Origin of the sequence: Bradyrhizobium prioriisuperbiae (assembly GCF_032397745.1) — a bacterium.
GTDB classification, from domain to species: Bacteria; Pseudomonadota; Alphaproteobacteria; order Rhizobiales; family Xanthobacteraceae; genus Bradyrhizobium_A; species Bradyrhizobium_A prioriisuperbiae.
In genome coordinates this window covers 7,579,533-7,594,714 of sequence record NZ_CP135921.1, presented here as the reverse complement: position 1 = coordinate 7,594,714, position 15,182 = coordinate 7,579,533, and the positions used below count along the sequence as shown (strand labels likewise).

Here is a 15,182-nt window from a genome sequence, read left to right as displayed (position 1 = left end):
CGGCGCACCGGGACGTCGTCATGCTCCTATCGGGACCGCTTTCGAAGCTCACCGTCTGGTACAACACCAAATGTCCGGTCGGTAACGCCGGTATCGATTGGCAGCGCAGCCGGCTGGTGCGTGCGGCGCGGGCCGGTGCAATCGAGTTCCAGGACATTAATTTCGAACCGGAAGCGCTCTCCCGCTTCGGCGCACGGCTCGAGGATGTCCGGCGCCGGTTGTACGGTGTGGACGCGGAGGGGCGGCTGTATGTCGGGGCCGACTGCGCTATCGCCATCTGGCTGAGGACGCCGGGCGAGGGATGGCTCGGGCGCCTGCTCGGCCTGCCGGTGGTTCGCTCGGTCACGCGTTTCGGCTACGATCGCTTCGCCGATGGGCTTTACGCTTGGAATCGGTGGAAGGGGCATTGGTAGGCTGGACACGGGATTTGCCGGCTAAATGACACCAAAGCCGGCCGAAAAGCTCCATATCTGGTATAATAACAGCCACGCGGCACCGGAACTTGGTTATCCCTTCCAGATATGGTATCCCGCGCAAACAGCTTTCGATTGCAACCGTGACCGTTCGCGCCCTGGCCAAAAAGGGCCGCGGCGGTGGAGATATTTCCGCCCATGAGCTCGTCCGCCAAACCCTCGACCAACACCTCGATCACCGACTCGTTTTTCTCCGCCTCGCTTGCTGAAGCCGACCCGGAGATCGCCGCCGCCATCCAGGGTGAACTCGGTCGTCAGCGGCATGAAATCGAGCTGATCGCGTCGGAAAACATCGTCAGCCGCGCCGTGCTGGAGGCGCAGGGCTCGGTGATGACCAACAAGTACGCGGAAGGCTATCCGGGCGCGCGCTATTACGGCGGCTGCGAATTCGTCGATGTGGCCGAAAACCTCGCCATCGACCGCGCCAAGCGGCTGTTCGGTGCTAATTTCGCCAACGTCCAGCCGAACTCGGGCAGCCAGATGAACCAGGCGGTGTTCCTGGCGCTGCTGCAGCCCGGCGACACCTTCATGGGCCTCGATCTTGCGGCGGGTGGCCATCTCACCCACGGCGCTCCGGTCAACATGTCCGGCAAATGGTTCAAGCCGGTGCACTACACGGTGCGCCGCGAAGACCAGATCATCGACATGGACGCGGTGGCGAAGCAGGCCGAAGAGGTCAAGCCGAAGCTGATCATCGCCGGCGGCTCGGCCTATTCCCGGGCCTGGGACTTCAAGCGTTTCCGCGAGATCGCCGACAGCGTCGGCGCGTACTTCCTGGTGGATATGGCCCACTTTGCCGGTCTGGTCGCCGGCGGCGTCCATGCCTCGCCGGTGCCGTATGCCCATGTCACCACCACGACAACCCACAAGTCGCTGCGCGGCCCGCGCGGCGGCCTGATCCTGTCCAACGACGAGGTTCTCGCCAAGAAGCTGAATTCGGCGATCTTCCCCGGTCTGCAGGGTGGCCCGCTGATGCATGTGATCGCCGCCAAGGCGGTGGCGTTTGCCGAAGCGCTGCGGCCGGACTTCAAGATCTACGCGAAGAATGTCGTGGAAAATGCCAAGGCGCTTGCGGAATCACTGCGCGCAAATGGCTTCGATATCGTTTCCGGCGGCACCGACAACCATCTGATGCTGGTGGATCTGCGGCCCAAGGGCCTGAAGGGCAATGTGTCCGAGAAGGCGCTGGTTCGCGCCGCGATCACCTGCAACAAGAACGGCATCCCGTTCGATCCCGAGAAGCCGTTCGTGACCTCCGGTATCCGGCTGGGCACCCCGGCGGCAACCACCCGCGGCTTCGGCGTCTCGGAGTTCAAGCAGGTCGGCGCGCTGATCTCGGAAGTGCTGAATGCGGTGGCGCAGTCCAGCGACGGCAAGGCCCCGCTGGTCGAGGCCTCGGTCAAGGAGCGGGTCAAGGAATTGACCGATCGCTTCCCGATCTACCAGTAAGGCTGAGTCAAAAGTAAAGGTCCTGCTGGATGCGCTGCCCGAGCTGTAACAGCCTCGATACCCAGGTGAAGGATTCCCGGCCGACCGAAGACTCGGCCGTGATCCGGCGCCGGCGCGTCTGCATGGCCTGCAATTTCCGCTTCACCACCTTCGAGCGAGTGCAGCTGCGCGAACTCACCGTGATCAAGCGCAACGGGCGGCGGGTGCCGTTCGATCGCGACAAGCTGGTACGTTCGCTGCAGATCAGCCTGCGCAAGCGCCCGGTCGAGCCGGAGCGGGTGGAAAAGATGGTCTCGACCATCGTCCGCGAGCTGGAAAGCGGCGGCGAAGCCGAAGTCTCCTCGGAGGCGATCGGAGAGATCGTGATGGAGCATCTGCGCCAGCTCGACGACGTGGCCTATGTGCGCTTCGCCTCGGTCTATCGCAATTTCCGCGAAGCCAAGGATTTCGAGGCCGTGCTCGGCGAACTCTCAGGCGACGACGAGCCGCGCCCGCTGCTCGTGCGAAAATGATCTTCCGCATCCTGGAGGGTCGAGTCGCGCAGGAGTTCAACGACGCCAAAGCCGCCGACCGGCGTTATATGCAACTGGCGCTGGCGCTGGGACGACGTGGCCGCGGCCGCACCTGGCCCAATCCCGCCGTCGGCGCCGTTGTGGTCAAGGATGGAGTCATCCTCGGCCGTGGCTGGACCGCGCCGGGTGGCCGGCCCCACGCGGAGCCGCAGGCGCTGGCGCGGGCCGGCGAGGCTGCACGAGGCGCCACGCTCTATGTCACCCTTGAGCCCTGTTCCCATTACGGCAAGACGCCGCCCTGCTGCGACGCGGTGATATCAGCCGGCATCGCGCGGGTGGTCAGTGCCGTCGAGGATCCTAACCCCGAAGTGGCCGGGCAGGGCCATGCGCGGCTGCGCGCCGCCGGCGTCACGGTCGATGTCGGTTTGTACGCGGATGAGGCGGCGCGCGACCATGCCGGGCACTTCCGCCGCGTCCGCGACAAGCGCCCCCATGTCATTCTCAAGCTCGCAGTCTCGTCCGACGATCGTATTGCCGCGGCCGGGCACACGCCGGTGGCGATCACCGGCGCCGCGGCACAGGCCCGCGTCCACCTGCTGCGGGCGCAGAGCGACGCCATCCTTGTCGGTATTGGCACCGTGCGGGCAGATGATCCGCTGCTGACCTGCCGGCTGCCGGGTATGGAGGGGCTATCCCCGGTGCGGGTAGTGCTGGATACCCATTTGCGCCTGAAGCCGGCGAGCCGGCTGGCCAAAACCGCCCGCCAGACGCTGCTCTGGGTGGTGACGGGGCCGTCGTCCGAAGCGCCGGCCGCTGCCATTCTCGGCGCCGAGGGCGCGCAGATTGTCAGGCTCCCGGCGGGGCCGGCTGGCCTCTCGCTTCCGGACGTCCTGCACGACCTGGCGCGTCGCGGCATCACGCGGCTGATGGTGGAGGGCGGCGCCAGGGTTGCGGCATCGTTCGTCGGCGCCGGCCTTGTCGACGAGATCTGGCTGTTGCGCGGACCCCGGGCCATCGGTGACGACGGCGTGCCTGCGCTGGACGCAATGCCGCTGACGGCCATCACCCAGTCGCTGGACTGGCTGACACGTGCTACCGAAACCCTCGGTTCCGACACTCTGACGATCTACGAGCGCGCTTAAATGTTCACAGGTATCATCACCGATGTCGGCGACATCGCCAGCCTCTCGCCGACGGCACAAGGCCAGCTGCACCGGCTGCGCATCACCTGCCGTTATGACCAGACCACGATTGCCGATGGCGCCTCGATCGCCTGCAACGGCGTCTGCCTGACCGTGGTCGCCTCCGGCGTCACGGACGGCCTGACCTGGTTCGATGTCGATGCCGCGGCTGAGACCCTGCGCATGACCACGGCGCGGGAATGGACCAAAGGCACCCGGCTCAACCTCGAGCGTGCGCTCAAGATCGGCGACGAGCTCGGCGGGCATATCGTCGCCGGCCATGCCGACGGCATCGCCACCATCGTCGTGCGCGACGATCTGCCCGATATGGCGCGTTTTGAGCTGCGCGCGCCGCGGGAGCTCGCCCGCTTTATCGCGCCCAAGGGTTCGATCACCCTTGATGGCGTCTCGCTGACCGTGAACACGGTGGCGGACGACATTTTTTCCGTGCTGATCATCCCGCACACGTTGACGGTGACCACGCTGGGCGACTGGCAGGCCGGCCGCGAGGTCAATATCGAGGTCGATCTAATGGCCCGCTATGCCGCACGGCTGACCGAGATGCGCGTGTAGACAGCGCTGCCGCTGTCGCTCAAAATGCCCTCTATCTGGCTCGCCTTGGGGGGACTGCATGTCGGCGTTCAACGACTATCCGATTGCAACGCTGGCCGACATCGTCCGTTTCGAAACCGAAAAAACGCTCGAACAGCGTTTCGATGCGCACAGCGTCTACGAGATCTTCCAGAAGGGCGCCGCGCGCTTTCCGGACCGCACCGCGCTCACCATGCTGATGACCGGTGCCGACGATGAGGCGCCGCGCCTCGTCTCCTACCGGCAACTGCTCGAGGGCGTCACCCGCGCCGCCAACCTGTTCAGCGCGATCGGCGGCCCCGCGCCCGGCGTGGCCTACATTCTGCCGAGCCTGGTGGAGACCCACTTCACGCTGTGGGGGGCGGAGGCCGCGGGTTACGCGGTGCCGATCAATTTCCTGCTGCAGGCCCAGAACATCGCCGACCTGGTCCGCGCCTCCGGCGCCACCATTCTGGTTGCGCTCGGACCCCACCCGCAGCTGGATATCTGGGACAAAGCCGTCGCCGTCGGCAAGCTGCTGCCCGACCTCAAGTTGGTGCAGGTGGCGGTGTCCGATGCGCCGTTGCCGGACGGCGTGATCGGCTTCGCATCGACCCTGAAACTGCAGGACGGCAGCGCGCTTACGTTCGGCAAGCCGCGCGGCGGCGACGATGTTGCGGCCTATTTCCACACCGGCGGCACCACCGGTCTGCCCAAGCTCGTGGTTCATACCCACCGCAACCAGATCGCGGCGGCGTTCGGCGGCACCATCCTGCAGGATCTCAGCGAGACCGATGTGCTGACCAACGGCCTGCCGTTATTCCATGTCGCGGCAACGATCTCGTGCGGGCTGTCGTTCTTCATCGCCGGCGCCAATGTGCTCGTGCTGTCGCCGGCTGGCATGCGCAATCCGGTCGTCATCAAGAATTTCTGGCGCATCGTCGAGCGTTATCGTGCCACCGTGATCGGCGGCGTGCCGACGGCGCTGGCCGCCCTGATCAATGTGCCGGTCGATGCCGACATCTCGTCGGCGCGCTACAGCATTTCCGGCGCATCGCTGCTGCCGCGCACCGTCGCGGAAAAATTCCAGGCGATCACCGGCACCAAGGTGCACGAAATTCTCGGCATGACCGAAACCGGCGGGCTGGTGGCGATCGATCCGGCGGCGGCCGAGCCGGTGCCGGGCTCGGTCGGCTGCCGGTTGCCCTACACCAGCGTCGTGGTGCGCAGGCTCAATCCCGACTGCACGCTCGGTGATGCCTGTGCCCCGCGCGAGATCGGTGTGCTGACCGTATCGGGGCCGAACGTGACGCCGGGCTATCGCGACCCCGCCCACAATGCCGGCTCGCTGCGTGACGGCCAGCTCAACAGCGGCGATCTTGCCTATACCGACGAGCAGGGGCGGCTGTTCATCGCCGGCCGCTCCAAGGACCTGATCATCCGCAGTGGCCACAACATCGACCCGCAGCTGATCGAGGACGCGCTGCTGGCGCATCCGGCGGTGGCGATGGCGGCGGCGGTGGGGCAGCCGGATCGCTATGCCGGTGAGCTGCCGGTCTGTTATGTGGCGCTGAAGCCCGGTGCACAGGTGAGCGCCGACGACCTCAGGGCCTTCGCCGAGCCCCATATCGCGGAGCGGCCGGCCTGGCCGAAGCAAGTCTTCGTCATCGATGCGATCCCGATGACCAGCGTCGGCAAGATATTCAAGCCGCAATTGCGCAACGATGCGGTGCAGCGGCTGCTCGCGGACCGGATCGCGGAGGCCGCCGGCGACGGCGATGTCGGTATTGAGGTCACCGCCGGTGGCAAGCGTGGCACCGATGTGACGGTGACCTTGCATGCCAAACATGCACCCAGGCGGTCTGCCATCGAAGCGGTGCTGGAAGGATACCTGTTTGATTACAAAGTGCTGCCGTGAGCGGGTCGCATCCGGAGGCGGCTCGCAAGATTCCGCCGATCGATGCCCGTGACGCACTGACCATCGCCCGCATCGTCAAGGTCAATCATGCCGGCGAATTCGGTGCCATCAGAATTTATTCCGCCCAGATCGTCGTCTCCGGATGGCTCTGGCCTGATTGTCGGCCCGCGCTGTCGGAGATGCTTCGGCACGAACGCAATCACTGTGCGATTTTTGGTGCGGCGATGCCGTCCCGGCAATCGCGGCCATGTCGTGTCATGCACTTCTGGAGTTACGGCGGCTGGTTGCTTGGTTTCCTCACGGCATGTCTGGGTCGGCAGGGGATCTGGGCCTGTACGGCAGCGGTCGAGGCCGCCGTGCATCGTCATCTCGACGATCAACTTCATTTCCTGAAAGACCGCGACGCGGAACTGCACAAGATCATCCTGTCGATCCGGGAGGAGGAATTGGCGCATCTGCATCACGCCGAGGCGCAATTGCGGTCGCCAGGGGTGTTTCTTCGTGGTTTGCGCGCAACTATCGCGGTGGTGACGGACGGCCTGATCTGGTTGTCCACCTGGGGAGATTCCAGCCGAATGGCACGCGCCCTGAAATTGAGCCTGCTCGAAAGGTAAGCGGTCCATGCTGGGGGGCTGCCCGACGATCCGACCTCCGCCTCGCGCAGATCTCGATTGTCGGGCAGTATTAGGCTTGGCTTCCTGCTGCGCTGCGACTAAAACCCGCCAGCCCCATTCAGAAGACGACCGGAACGAACGATGGCCGACGCCCGACGCGCACCTTTGAAAGACCAGACCGACATTCGCGGCGCCCGCGCGCTGATCGTCGAGGCACGGTTCTATGATGACATTCAGGACGCTCTGCTGGACGGCGCGCGCGCCGAACTGGATGCGGCTGGACTGACCCATGATATCCTGACCGTTCCCGGCGCGCTGGAGATTCCGGCGGCAATCGCGATCGCGCTCGATGCCGCCGAGAAGACCGGTAAGCCGTACGATGCGGTGATCGCGCTCGGCTGCGTGGTGCGGGGCGACACCATCCATTTCGAAATCGTTTCGATGGAATCCTCGCGCGCGCTGATGGACCTGTCAGTGGCGCGCCGCATTCCGCTCGGCAACGGCATCATCACTGTCAACACCGACGAGCAGGCCTGGGCGCGGGCGCGCAAGGGCGAACTCGACAAGGGAGGTGACGCGGCGCGCGCGGCACTGGCGATGCTGCGCATCAAGCGCCGTTTGGCAAGGGCGTGATCATGCCGGATCCGAAGAAAGCCGACGCCAAGAAAACTGACTCGAAGAAAGCTGACCCTAAGAAAGGCGATGGCAAAGCCAACCGGCGCGGGGCCGCACGGCTTGCAGCGGTCCAGGCGCTTTACCAGATGGACATCGCCGGCGCGGGCATCAACGATATCTTCGCCGAGTTCGAAAGCCACTGGCTTGGCAACGAGATCGAGGGCGACACTTATTTACCGGCCGAAGCCGCGTTCTTCCGCGACGTCGTCTCCGGGGTGGTCCGCGACCAGGCCCAGATCGATCCGCTTCTGGATGATGCGCTGTCCAAGGGCTGGCCGCTGAAACGCATCGACGCCATCCTGCGTGCTGTGCTGCGGGCAGGGGCCTACGAACTTGAGCACCGCAAGGACGTTCCGGCCCGCGTCGTGATCAAGGAATATGTCGACGTCGCCAACGCCTTTGTCGATCGTGACGAGACCGGCCTCGTCAATGCGGTGCTCGACCAGCTCGGCCGCCACTTCCGCGCCGAGGAATTCACGCGGGCCGGCGGCTAGCCATGACCGCGTCCGGTGTCAGCGCATCCGGTGAAGATTCGCTGATCGCCCGCTATTTCCGGCCGCTCGCCACCGATCCCGGCGCTTTCAACCTGGTCGACGATGCCGCCATCCTGACATCGTTAGGCGACGATCTGGTGGTCACCACCGATGCCGTCGTCGAAGGCGTGCATTTTCTTGCCGCCGATCCGCCCGACACCATCGCGCGCAAGGCGCTGCGGGTGAACCTGTCCGATTTGGCCGCCAAGGGCGCGGCGCCGGCCGGTTTCGTGTTGACGCTGGCGCTGCGTGACGCCGACGATGCCTGGCTGTCGTCGTTCGCGCGGGCGCTTGGCGAGGACGCGGCCACGTTCGGCTGTCCCATTCTGGGAGGGGACACGGTGTCGACGCCAGGCCCGCTGATGATCTCGATCACCGCCTTCGGCCGGGTGCCGCCGGGCCGGATGGTTCGCCGCACCGGCGCGAAGGCCGGCGACCGGATCTGCGTCACCGGCACGATCGGCGATGCGGCGCTCGGTCTTGACGTGCTGCGGGACGGCAAGGTCGCTGCGGCGCTGGCCGACGATGCGGCGTCCCGTGTCGCACTGGTCGGCCGCTACCGGGTGCCCGCGCCGCGGAATGCACTTGCGGTCGTGGTGCGCGATCATGCCAGCGCCGCCATGGATGTGTCGGATGGTCTGGCCGGCGATCTCGCCAAGCTCTGCGCGGCGTCGGGCGTCTCCGCCAGGATTGAGGCCGATGCCGTCCCGGTGTCGCCGGCGACCCGGGCCGCGCTGGCGAAGGGGGCGGCGACCCTGGAAACCATCCTGGCCGGCGGCGACGACTACGAGGTGCTGTGCACCGTGCCCGAGAATCGCCTGGCGGATTTCCTGGCCCAGGCGGTCGGGACGGGCGTTGCCGTGACCGAGATCGGCGCCGTGCTGGCAGGGTCGTCGGCCCCGGCCTTTGTCGACGGGCAGGGGCGCACGATCGCCCTTTCACGCTTGTCCTATAGCCATTTCTGAGCGTTTCCCGGTCTTCACCGCAAGCGTTGACCTATTGTTGGGAGGCGCGCGCCCGGCGCCTGCCGCGTGGCGTTGCGTCGGGGGGACGATTTTGGCATTGTTCGCGCCGAATTAAGGCAGCTTCTGCCTTTTGGCGGGGCCTGCCTTATTTTTTGACGTCCTCCGGCTTTCGGGGTGAGGGGACGTCGTGGGGAAACAAATAAGGATTGAGGCTGAATTCATGACAACTCTATGGTTGATCGTGCTCGCTGGAGCACTCTCCATTGTCTACGCCATCTGGGCGACCTCGTCGGTCCTCAGCGCTGACGCTGGCAACGCCCGTATGCAGGAAATTGCCGCTGCCGTTGCCGAAGGCGCACAGGCTTACCTGCGCCGCCAATACACGACCATCGCGATCGTCGGTGTCGTCATCTTCGCACTGCTGGCTTACTTCCTCGGTCTGCCGGTCGCGGTCGGCTTCCTGATCGGCGCTGTGCTGTCCGGTGCCGCTGGCTTCATCGGCATGAACGTGTCGGTTCGCGCCAACGTGCGGACCGCGCAGGCGGCGACCAAGTCGCTGGCTGGCGGGCTCGAACTCGCCTTCAAGGCAGGCGCCATCACCGGCATGCTGGTGGCCGGTCTCGCTCTGCTCGGCGTCACCATCTACTTCGGCTATCTGACGCACTTCCTCAATCTCGCTCCGAACAGCCGCACGGTGATCGACGCCCTGGTGGCGCTCGGCTTCGGCGCCTCGCTGATCTCGATCTTCGCCCGTCTCGGCGGCGGCATCTTCACCAAGGGCGCTGACGTCGGCGGCGATCTCGTCGGCAAGGTCGAAGCCGGTATTCCGGAAGACGATCCGCGCAACCCGGCGACCATCGCCGACAACGTCGGCGACAACGTCGGTGACTGCGCCGGCATGGCCGCCGACCTGTTCGAGACCTATGCGGTGACCGCGGTCGCCACCATGGTGCTGGCCGCGATCTTCTTTGCCAAATCGGCATTGCTGGTCAACATGATGACATTGCCGCTCGCGATTGGCGGCATCTGCATCATTACCTCGATCATCGGCACGTTCTTTGTGAAGCTCGGCGCCAGTCAGTCGATCATGGGCGCGCTGTACAAGGGACTGATCGCCACCGGCGTTCTGTCGCTGGTCGGCGTCGGCTTCGTGATCAACCAACTGATCGGCTTCGGTCCGCTGGCAGGCGTCAACTACACTGGTTTGGCGCTGTTCGAATGCGGCATCGCGGGTCTTGCGGTGACGGGTCTGCTGATCTGGATCACCGAATACTACACCGGTACGGACTATCGTCCGGTGAAATCGATTGCCCAGGCCTCCGTCACCGGCCACGGCACCAACGTGATCCAGGGTCTGGCGATCTCGATGGAGTCGACCGCGCTTCCGGCAATCGTCATCATCGCCGGCATCCTGGTCACCTACGGCCTTGCGGGGCTGTTCGGCATTGCGATCGCGACCACCACCATGCTGGCGCTGGCCGGCATGGTGGTCGCGCTCGACGCCTTCGGTCCGGTCACCGACAATGCCGGCGGCATTGCCGAAATGGCCGGTCTTCCCAAGGAAGTGCGCAAGGCCACCGACGCGCTCGACGCGGTCGGTAACACCACCAAGGCGGTGACCAAGGGCTACGCCATCGGCTCCGCCGGCCTCGGCGCGCTGGTGTTGTTTGCGGCCTACAACGAAGACCTCAAGTTCTTCGTGGCCAACGCGGCACCGAACTCCTACTTCGCCGGCGTCGCACCGGACTTCTCGCTCAACAACCCCTACGTCGTGGTCGGCCTCCTGTTCGGTGGTCTGCTGCCGTACTTGTTTGGCGCGATGGGCATGACGGCGGTCGGCCGCGCGGCCGGCGCCATCGTGGAGGAGGTGCGTCGCCAGTTCCGTGAAAAGCCGGGCATCATGCAGGGCAAGGACAAGCCGGATTACGGCAAGGCCGTTGACCTTCTGACCAAGGCGGCGATCAAGGAAATGATCATTCCGTCGCTGCTGCCGGTGTTGTCGCCGATCTTTGTCTACTTCGTGATCTACGCGATCGCGGGTGGCGGAGTGGCCGGCAAGTCGGCGGCCTTCTCGGCCGTGGGCGCCATGCTGCTCGGCGTCATCGTGACCGGCCTGTTTGTCGCGATTTCGATGACCTCGGGCGGCGGCGCCTGGGACAACGCCAAGAAGTACATCGAGGACGGCCATCACGGCGGCAAGGGATCCGATGCCCACAAGGCGGCGGTGACCGGTGATACCGTCGGCGACCCCTACAAGGATACGGCGGGCCCCGCCGTCAACCCGATGATCAAGATCACCAACATCGTCGCGCTGCTGCTGCTGGCGATCCTCGCCCACTAAGCCGTTCGGCGTCTGTTGGATAAGGAAGGGTCCGCACCAGCGCGGGCCCTTTCGGTTTTTGTGCTGGCGCTATCTCGATGTGAACTGACGTTCACATCCCATGCACGGTGTTGTCGTTCGAAATGATAAATTGATGTTAGTGTTCGAACCGTATTGGATCGAGCTGATTTCATCGGGGCTTTTTCATGCCAACCTGGTCCACCGAGGACTTGCCAGCGGCGTATCGTTTTTCGTTCTGGCGCGAGGTGCGTTCCAAACACCTGTTCGGCGTGTCGGCCGAACTCGAGCCGTCAAAACGTGCGGGATTCCACGGCGTGTTTTCCGCCGAGCCGATTGCGGAGGCGACGCTGGTTGAGCTGCATGCATCGCCCTACGCCGTGAAGCGGACAGCGGCTGATATCTCCAGCGCGCCCGGCAACAGCGTCTGTCTCTATCAGCAAATTCGGGGTGAAGCCTGGTTCGGCACGGCCCGCAATGCGGAGTTCACGGTGCCGGCGGGAGCGGTGGCGACCAGCCATACCGACTTGCCTTACGCGACCCGCCCCACCACCGACGAGGGTTTCCACCTTCGCGTCTTGAAGATACCTTTCACGATCTGTATGCCGTTTCTGCGTAAGGAGCAGGATCTGTCGCCGCAGTTGCTGCATCGCGACGGCAGGTTGAATGCGCTGCTGTCGGCTTATTTTTCCGCATTTCTCGCGCGCGCACCGCAACTGACCGAAGCCGAGCGGCAGGCTGGCGTTCTGACGCTGGCGCAGATCGCGCTTGCCGTGCGTGGTCTCGTCACCAGCTACGAGGAGCCGGTGCGCTCGGCGGTCCGCGCAGGCCGCCTGATGTGCGCGCAGGATCTGATTGCCAGATATTTCCATCGCGCCGAGCTGTCGCCGGCGATGATCGCGGGAATGCTCGGCATTTCGGTTCGCCAGCTTCATCTGCTGTTCGAGCCGACCGGGACCAGCTTCGCGCGTTATCTCATGTCGAATCGGCTGGAGCATGCAAGCGTCTTGCTGATGCAGCCGGCCGAGAGAACGGTGTCGACGATTGCGCTGTCGTGCGGTTTCGACAGTCTCGCGACGTTCTATCGGGTGTTTCGAAAAGCTTTCGGCGAGGTACCAATGGATTACCGTCAAGCAATCGTCGACCGAAAATAATCCGCTGGCCGCCATCGTCGAACGTCGGCGTTGTCGTGTGTCGCGACAGACTTGCCGGGTGATGTGTTTGCGCCCGGTGAGACGACACCACCGATGCGAATCGTTACTGCTTGATGTGCAACCGCGTTCAATCGGAGACCGTCATGAAGAAACTCGCGATCATTCTGTCCGCAGCCACCCTTATGGTTTGCTCCACCGGCCACGCCGAGACGATCGATCTGTCGACCTTGAGCTGCAAGCAATTCCTCGAGAGCGGGGACGACGGCATCAAGATGGTGCTGACCTGGATGGACGGCTGGTACAAGGGCGACAGCGACGAAGCCATCATCGACACCAACGTGTTCGTCGAGAACGCCAAGAAGTTCGGCGCGTTTTGCGCGACCAATCCGAACATCAGCATCGTCAACGCAGCCGAGAAAATCCTCGGCAAGTAGTGGTCCGATTCTATCATTCGGATCGCGTAGCGGGATGGGCCGCCGCACAGCCGGCGGCCGGATCCTTTGTTGCGATTTGAAGACAGTTGTGTGTAAACGGCCGCAATTCCTCAGACCAATATTTGAGAAAAATTCACGGCACCGGCTGAAACCCGATCACGGGTTCTGCGTTATCCGTCCCGCGTCAGCAGGGGAGCACGCAATGGCGGTGGACGACGGCGATCCGTTCGAGCAGGGAAAACTCGCCAGATTCAATGGCGAATCCAACACCAATCCTTATCCCAAGGAATCCGAACAGCATGCGCGCTGGGAGGCGGGATATAAATTCATCGACCAGGGACTGGCTGCCGTCTAAGCACAGCCGGACGATTCCACCAGACCACAGACACAAAGTCGCAGGCTGGGAAACCGGCGTGCGGCTTTGCTGTGCTCGCTGGCGCTCGCGCGGATCGCCGATGCGATTCGCGGCGGTGATTTTTAGCGGAACGAGATCAGCTTGAAGATCGGGGTCAGGTAGCTGATTTCCTGGCCGCTGGTCGGCGTAGTGCGGCTGATGAAGTCGAAGATTTTGCCGTCCTGCAGGCCGTAATTGGCGAGGCGGATCACGTGCCGATTTTTATCGAAATAGACCCCAATCACCCGCTGATCGATGACCTGCTGGTTCATGAACGCGACTTTGCGCTCGGCGCGCTGCGAGATGTAATAGAACACCTCGCCGTTCAGGGTGGCGACCGTCGATGGCGTACCCAGCACGATCAGCACTTGGTCCTGGCTGGCGCCGATCGGGATCTGCTCCAGCGCGCCCTCGGGCAGGATGTAGCCCTTCTGATATTGCTCGGAGGTGCAGGCGCCCAATGAGGCGCAGGCTAGGGCGGCTGCGACAACAAGGCTCAAGCCGCGCCGACGCGCCTTGGCGGTACGGGACGGGGTGGTCCGGACGTTCACTGCAGTCGAATCGGTCATTCCGGGGCTTGCCCCTTCCTCTTGCATCGCGCGGGGCGTTGACGTACCGGGCAGGGCGCCGGCTTGCAACACAGGCCTGTCGATGACAAGCCCGAACTGACAAGCTCCTTTCGGATCAGCCCGCGGAACCGGTAATGCTTTGGCCCTTCAAACGCTTTTTGAATCCCCAGACACCATCGCGCGGCACCATTGAAGCCATCTATGGCATGATCGTGGCGCAGGCGCGAGAACCTGTGTTTTATCAAGCACTCAACGTCCCGGATACGGTAAACGGCCGTTTTGACATGGTCGTGCTGCATCTGTGGCTGGTTTTGCGGCCGCTGCAGGCCGGGGGGAGCGGAATGATGGTGAGTCAGGCCCTGTTCGACCGATTCTGCAGCGATATGGACGCCAATTTGAGGGAAATGGGTGTCGGGGATCTGACTGTGCCCAAGCGGATGCAGAAATTCGGCGAGGCTTTCTACGGGCGGACCGCAGCCTACGACAAGGCACTGGCCACCGGTCGGGAGGCCTTGGCGGATGCTTTGGCCCGCAATATCCTGAACAGCCCCGATCCATCCCGGGCTGCCAGCCTCTGCAACTATGTGGAAGAGACGGTGGCGCGCATGGCGACAGTTGAACGGGCCGCCCTGGAGGTGGGACAATGGCAGTTTACAGCCCCGCGGGTGCTGGCATGACGCGCGGCCCGAGCGACGCCAAAGGACAAGCCGCCGCCGCGCCCCATCCCTGGAGTGTGAAGGTGATTGTCGACCAGATCCCGGAAGCCGGCTTGCATCGGGCGTTTGAGGCCGACCCATCCCAGCGCGCTGCAATGCGAGATCTGGCGGGACTTCGCGATCTTTCCGAGGCGCGTGCGGAATTCGAGCTTCGCCACGCGGGCCGGAATCGGGTGCTGGTGACCGGGCGGGTCACCGCACGTATCGGCCAGACCTGCGTCGTGACACTGGACCCCATCGAGGTCGCAATCGACGAACCGGTCGACCTGCTGTTTGCCCCTGAGGACCAGGTTGCCGCGATCGCCAAGGCCATGGAAGAGGAAGCTGAAACCGACGGCGAGGTCCAGGATCCGCCGGAGGCCATCGTCAACGGCACCATCGATCTCGGTAACCTGGCGGCAGATGCGCTGTTTTTGGGAATTGATCCCTATCCCCGCAAGCCCGATGCGGTTTTCGAGCCTCCCGTGATCGCCGAGGATCCGGAAAGCCACCCATTTGCCGCCCTGAAGGCACTGAAAGGTGATTCGCCGCCGCCCAAACCGAAAAAGCCCAAGGACTGAAAAAGGCTTGAAGCGACGGTTGGAAGCTCAAGGGGGCGTGGAAGCTGGTTGGGGACCGCGAAACCGCAGGGCAGCGAACCGCGCAAAAGCCACGTCGAGATGTTGAATAGGTGCGGGGACACGGTAT

17 protein-coding genes are annotated in these 15,182 nt (G+C 64.1%); 16 read left to right on the top strand and 1 reads right to left on the bottom strand.

The annotated features are described in order from the left end of the window. The first annotated feature begins 20 nt into the window (after positions 1 to 20). The 14 genes from RS897_RS35350 to RS897_RS35285 all read left to right on the top strand — a co-directional run bounded on the left by RS897_RS35350 (position 21) and on the right by RS897_RS35285 (position 13,171). Positions 21 to 413, top strand: coding sequence for a thiol-disulfide oxidoreductase DCC family protein (locus tag RS897_RS35350; RefSeq protein ID WP_315833295.1), 393 nt, complete (start codon positions 21 to 23; stop codon positions 411 to 413). Between the two features lie 198 nt (positions 414 to 611). Then, on the top strand, positions 612 to 1,922 hold the full coding sequence (gene glyA / locus RS897_RS35345) for a serine hydroxymethyltransferase (protein ID WP_315833294.1): 1,311 nt from the start codon (positions 612 to 614) through the stop codon (positions 1,920 to 1,922). A gap of 29 nt (positions 1,923 to 1,951) precedes the next feature. Further along, on the top strand, positions 1,952 to 2,434 hold the full coding sequence (nrdR, locus tag RS897_RS35340; protein ID WP_315833293.1) for a transcriptional regulator NrdR: 483 nt from the start codon (positions 1,952 to 1,954) through the stop codon (positions 2,432 to 2,434). Continuing rightward, positions 2,431 to 3,576 carry a bifunctional diaminohydroxyphosphoribosylaminopyrimidine deaminase/5-amino-6-(5-phosphoribosylamino)uracil reductase RibD gene (gene ribD, locus RS897_RS35335; RefSeq protein WP_315833292.1) on the top strand — a complete coding sequence of 382 codons (1,146 nt, stop codon included), beginning with the start codon at positions 2,431 to 2,433 and terminating at the stop codon, positions 3,574 to 3,576. Before nrdR ends, ribD begins: the two co-directional genes overlap by 4 nt. Then, positions 3,577 to 4,188 (top strand): riboflavin synthase, encoded by a 612-nt coding sequence (locus tag RS897_RS35330; protein ID WP_315833291.1) that lies wholly within the window; start codon positions 3,577 to 3,579, stop codon positions 4,186 to 4,188. A 58-nt stretch (positions 4,189 to 4,246) separates the two neighbouring features. Further along, positions 4,247 to 6,103, top strand: a complete 1,857-nt coding sequence (locus tag RS897_RS35325) for an acyl-CoA synthetase (RefSeq protein ID WP_315833290.1) — start codon at positions 4,247 to 4,249, stop codon at positions 6,101 to 6,103. Then, positions 6,100 to 6,717, top strand: coding sequence for a demethoxyubiquinone hydroxylase family protein (locus RS897_RS35320; RefSeq protein WP_407654366.1), 618 nt, complete (start codon positions 6,100 to 6,102; stop codon positions 6,715 to 6,717). Before RS897_RS35325 ends, RS897_RS35320 begins: the two co-directional genes overlap by 4 nt. Before the next feature lie 141 nt (positions 6,718 to 6,858). Continuing rightward, the gene (gene ribH, locus RS897_RS35315) at positions 6,859 to 7,350 is read left to right on the top strand and encodes a 6,7-dimethyl-8-ribityllumazine synthase (protein ID WP_315833289.1); all 492 of its coding nucleotides are present in this window, start codon (positions 6,859 to 6,861) and stop codon (positions 7,348 to 7,350) included. Positions 7,351 to 7,352: 2 nt separating this feature from the next. Further along, entirely contained in the window at positions 7,353 to 7,886 is a 534-nt protein-coding gene (gene nusB / locus RS897_RS35310) for a transcription antitermination factor NusB (RefSeq protein WP_315833288.1), read from the top strand. Between the two features lie 2 nt (positions 7,887 to 7,888). Further along, positions 7,889 to 8,890, top strand: coding sequence for a thiamine-phosphate kinase (thiL, locus tag RS897_RS35305; protein ID WP_315833287.1), 1,002 nt, complete (start codon positions 7,889 to 7,891; stop codon positions 8,888 to 8,890). 220 nt (positions 8,891 to 9,110) lie between these two features. Then, positions 9,111 to 11,231, top strand: a complete 2,121-nt coding sequence (locus RS897_RS35300) for a sodium-translocating pyrophosphatase (protein WP_315833286.1) — start codon at positions 9,111 to 9,113, stop codon at positions 11,229 to 11,231. A 185-nt stretch (positions 11,232 to 11,416) separates the two neighbouring features. Further along, entirely contained in the window at positions 11,417 to 12,382 is a 966-nt protein-coding gene (locus RS897_RS35295) for an AraC family transcriptional regulator (RefSeq protein WP_315833285.1), read from the top strand. 143 nt (positions 12,383 to 12,525) lie between these two features. Then, the gene (locus tag RS897_RS35290) at positions 12,526 to 12,816 is read left to right on the top strand and encodes an HdeA/HdeB family chaperone (RefSeq protein WP_315833284.1); all 291 of its coding nucleotides are present in this window, start codon (positions 12,526 to 12,528) and stop codon (positions 12,814 to 12,816) included. A 202-nt stretch (positions 12,817 to 13,018) separates the two neighbouring features. Then, positions 13,019 to 13,171 (top strand): hypothetical protein, encoded by a 153-nt coding sequence (locus tag RS897_RS35285; RefSeq protein ID WP_315833283.1) that lies wholly within the window; start codon positions 13,019 to 13,021, stop codon positions 13,169 to 13,171. Between the two features lie 122 nt (positions 13,172 to 13,293). On the opposite strand, the gene RS897_RS35280 is transcribed toward RS897_RS35285, so the two are convergent. Next, positions 13,294 to 13,779 carry an outer membrane protein assembly factor BamE gene (locus RS897_RS35280; RefSeq protein WP_315833282.1) on the bottom strand — a complete coding sequence of 162 codons (486 nt, stop codon included), beginning with the start codon at positions 13,777 to 13,779 and terminating at the stop codon, positions 13,294 to 13,296. A gap of 134 nt (positions 13,780 to 13,913) precedes the next feature. Between RS897_RS35280 and RS897_RS35275 the strand changes: the two genes are divergently transcribed. Both RS897_RS35275 and RS897_RS35270 read left to right on the top strand, forming a co-directional pair. Continuing rightward, positions 13,914 to 14,456: a ubiquinol-cytochrome C chaperone family protein gene (locus tag RS897_RS35275; RefSeq protein ID WP_315833281.1), complete on the top strand. Its 543-nt coding sequence runs from the start codon at positions 13,914 to 13,916 to the stop codon at positions 14,454 to 14,456. Beyond that, positions 14,453 to 15,055 (top strand): YceD family protein, encoded by a 603-nt coding sequence (locus tag RS897_RS35270; protein ID WP_315838847.1) that lies wholly within the window; start codon positions 14,453 to 14,455, stop codon positions 15,053 to 15,055. The genes RS897_RS35275 and RS897_RS35270 overlap by 4 nt, the downstream gene beginning before the upstream one ends. Positions 15,056 to 15,182 lie beyond the last annotated feature (127 nt).

Coding starts and splice junctions, on each gene's coding strand:
- RS897_RS35350 (WP_315833295.1), top strand. CDS start 21: ATGCTCCTATCGGGACCGCTTTCGAAGCTCACCGTCTGGTACAACACC.
- glyA (WP_315833294.1), top strand. CDS start 612: ATGAGCTCGTCCGCCAAACCCTCGACCAACACCTCGATCACCGACTCG.
- nrdR (WP_315833293.1), top strand. CDS start 1,952: ATGCGCTGCCCGAGCTGTAACAGCCTCGATACCCAGGTGAAGGATTCC.
- ribD (WP_315833292.1), top strand. CDS start 2,431: ATGATCTTCCGCATCCTGGAGGGTCGAGTCGCGCAGGAGTTCAACGAC.
- RS897_RS35330 (WP_315833291.1), top strand. CDS start 3,577: ATGTTCACAGGTATCATCACCGATGTCGGCGACATCGCCAGCCTCTCG.
- RS897_RS35325 (WP_315833290.1), top strand. CDS start 4,247: ATGTCGGCGTTCAACGACTATCCGATTGCAACGCTGGCCGACATCGTC.
- ribH (WP_315833289.1), top strand. CDS start 6,859: ATGGCCGACGCCCGACGCGCACCTTTGAAAGACCAGACCGACATTCGC.
- nusB (WP_315833288.1), top strand. CDS start 7,353: ATGCCGGATCCGAAGAAAGCCGACGCCAAGAAAACTGACTCGAAGAAA.
- thiL (WP_315833287.1), top strand. CDS start 7,889: ATGACCGCGTCCGGTGTCAGCGCATCCGGTGAAGATTCGCTGATCGCC.
- RS897_RS35300 (WP_315833286.1), top strand. CDS start 9,111: ATGACAACTCTATGGTTGATCGTGCTCGCTGGAGCACTCTCCATTGTC.
- RS897_RS35295 (WP_315833285.1), top strand. CDS start 11,417: ATGCCAACCTGGTCCACCGAGGACTTGCCAGCGGCGTATCGTTTTTCG.
- RS897_RS35290 (WP_315833284.1), top strand. CDS start 12,526: ATGAAGAAACTCGCGATCATTCTGTCCGCAGCCACCCTTATGGTTTGC.
- RS897_RS35285 (WP_315833283.1), top strand. CDS start 13,019: ATGGCGGTGGACGACGGCGATCCGTTCGAGCAGGGAAAACTCGCCAGA.
- RS897_RS35280 (WP_315833282.1), bottom strand. CDS start 13,779: ATGACCGATTCGACTGCAGTGAACGTCCGGACCACCCCGTCCCGTACC.
- RS897_RS35275 (WP_315833281.1), top strand. CDS start 13,914: ATGCTTTGGCCCTTCAAACGCTTTTTGAATCCCCAGACACCATCGCGC.
- RS897_RS35270 (WP_315838847.1), top strand. CDS start 14,453: ATGACGCGCGGCCCGAGCGACGCCAAAGGACAAGCCGCCGCCGCGCCC.